Here is a 2,642-nt window from a genome sequence, read left to right as displayed (position 1 = left end):
CTTTTCGCAAAACGGATATAATCTACTGCCATCGCTACTGCCGATGTTTTGCAAGAAATTTAAGGATTCGGATCTACAAATTACGCAATTTTCTTCTGCGCTTAGCATTCGTGAAATGCTACTTCAAGGTGATCTTGATGTCGGTATGCTGATACTGCCCATCGATATGAGCGGGCTTGACGGGGTTAAAATTCTAACGCAAAAAACCTATGTCGCTCTAAGCTCCACCCATCCGCTCTCGCTTGAGTTTAAAAACGAATCTGTTCCCAAAATTGACATTTCGCGCTTAAAAGAGGAAAGATTCATCCTGCCTAATCAAAGCCTAAGAAGCGCCGAGCAGATAGATGCATTTTTTGCTGCTGCGAGATTTGCGCCGAAAGTGCTATGCCGTACGGAGACCTTTGATATCGCCAATGCTATCGTCGCAAGCGGCGCAGGAGCGTGCTTTAGCATACCGCAGATGATAAAAGAAGATAAGGCGAGCAGGATAAAGCTCTTTGACGTAGGCGCGCGCGAGCTTGATAATACGCTAATAATCGCTTACAAAAAAGGCAAACTTCTAAACCATCTAGCGCAGGCGTTTATCAAAACTGCACGTAAAATTTCTAATGAAATTTAAAATTCATATCTCGCAACGATAAATGAGAGATTGAGTTTTTGCAGCACTTTGCCTCTTTGTTAGCTTTTGCACAAAAATTTTTGGAGCGGATTTCGCTCAAGTTTAGGTAAAATTTCAAACTAAGCTTAAATTAGAATTTTGCCAATAGAATTTTTTATTGCTAAAATTTCACTTACAATTTACGACGAAATTTAGCGCAAAATTCTAATTTTTCACTCCGCTTAAAATATCCAAATCCTTGTTATACACCTTGGTATATACTTCAAAAATTCCAAGCAGTGTGTGAAAAAGATTATCGTGCGAAAAAGCGTCGTCCTTATGCGATTTAAGCGCGCTCAGATCGTATCTTTCGCGCATTTTTCCCTCACCTAGCCAAACAATCGCACCGATATGCTTTTGCGCCTCGGGAGCGAAAAGATAGGGCATGCCGTGCAGATAAACGCCGCCCTCGCCGAGGCTCTCGCCGTGATCGCTCATATAGATCATCACCGTTTCGTGTGTCTTAGAATACGGCTTTAAAAAATTTATAACCCTACTTAAAAAATAATCCGTGTATAAAATCGCGTTATCGTAGGCATTTGAAATTTCTTGCTGCGAGCAGTTTTCAAGCTCGTTATCGCGGCAAACGGGGCTAAATTTTTCAAATTCTTTCTTATAGCGCTTAAAATACGCAGGCCCGTGATTGCCCATCTGATGCAGCACGATTAACACGTCTTTGCCCGCGTTTTCGGCGACAAATTTATCAAGCCCCACAAGCATCCCCTCGTCCCTGCACTCTACGTCGCAGATCGGATTATTTTGCGGAATTTTAAAATCCTGATATTTTACGCGCAGCGCCACACCTTTGGAATCGGAATTGTTATCACGCCACAAAATCGCCATGTTATCAGCGCGGCTTAGTATGTCTAATACGTTTTGCTCCTCCGCAGCCTTTTCGACGCTAAATTCATCGCGATTTAGCAGCGAAAACATGCACGGCACGCTTTGCGCCGTCGAAGTGCCGCAAGAATGGGTATTACTTAGGCTTACGACGCCCTGCTCTTTGGCTAGTAGCGGATTAGTATCTCGCTCGTAGCCGTTTAGCGAAAATCTATCCGCTCTTGCCGCTTCGCCCACGACTACGACGACGAGCTTTTTTGAGCTTGTAGAATTTTCATCGATATGCGCGTCCGTAGCGATTTGCATCAGAGGCTGCGAGCCTTGCTTTTTGGATTTTGCGACAAATTTAACGCCGCTGTAGATCCAATATCCGGGATTTGCGTAGCTGCGTAAAATTTTATGCTCTCTGAAAAACGACGCGTAGTATTTGCTAAATCCAAAAAGCAGCGCCGCGATGATTATTATGCAAATGCCCGTTACTTTGAGCTTAGCTAAAATTTCAAATTTAAGCGGACGGTAGCTAACGCACGAGCGAGCAATCAGCACGCAGGGTAAGACGCCCAGCACCAGCACGTAAATCGCTAGTCTTGGGCTAAAAAGATCCGCTGACTCGGCAAAGTTCGTCTGGGCTGCGTTACGGATCATCTCCGAATCGATTACGACGTTATAGCTATCCATAAAATACGCTGTAAACGATGAGATAAAAAAGCAGATCATCAAAATCGGCTTGGTCGTATAACGCGAGCTAAAAATTGTAAAAAATAGCGTCAAAAAAGCGATCAAAGCCGCCATGTCACAGACAAGATAGATAAAATTTAGCCCCGAAATTCCGTAGGCATTTATGATATTTTTAAAAAACGAGAAGTTAAAAAACGCCACAAAAGCAAGCGAGCTTAGAAAAATAAGCTTCTGCTGCGACGGATTTTTGAAAAAGCTAGGCACGAAGCGTTCCTTGAGATAAAATTTCAAGTTGAAATTTTACGGCGTTTTGGTAAATGCTCGGAAATTCCGCGCTTTGTATCTCACAAATCGCAGCAAAATTTTTGTGAAATTTTAAAATTCCGCGCGTATTCATCTTAGCTTCATCTTGGAATTTTAAAATTGCGCCATCCAAAATAAAATTTGGAAATAAAATCAAAAGGAT

Annotated in this window: 3 protein-coding genes; 1 reads left to right on the top strand and 2 read right to left on the bottom strand. The window is 42.5% G+C overall.

The window, feature by feature from the left end; all coding sequences use genetic code 11:
• On the top strand, positions 1–619 hold a 619-nt coding region (locus Q0095_RS03805), incomplete at its 5' end, for a LysR family transcriptional regulator substrate-binding protein (RefSeq protein ID WP_297881503.1).
• 204 nt (positions 620–823) lie between these two features.
• On the opposite strand, the gene Q0095_RS03800 is transcribed toward Q0095_RS03805, so the two are convergent.
• Both Q0095_RS03800 and Q0095_RS03795 read right to left on the bottom strand, forming a co-directional pair.
• Complete coding sequence (locus Q0095_RS03800; RefSeq protein WP_297881501.1) at positions 824–2,440, bottom strand: phosphoethanolamine--lipid A transferase; 1,617 nt, start codon at positions 2,438–2,440, stop codon at positions 824–826.
• Positions 2,433–2,642: hypothetical protein (locus tag Q0095_RS03795; RefSeq protein WP_297881499.1), on the bottom strand; the 210-nt coding region annotated here is incomplete at its 5' end. The genes Q0095_RS03795 and Q0095_RS03800, both read right to left, overlap by 8 nt.

Source organism: uncultured Campylobacter sp., assembly GCF_938045535.1.
GTDB lineage: Bacteria > Campylobacterota > Campylobacteria > Campylobacterales > Campylobacteraceae > Campylobacter_B.
This window is presented reverse-complemented; position numbering and strand designations above follow the sequence as displayed.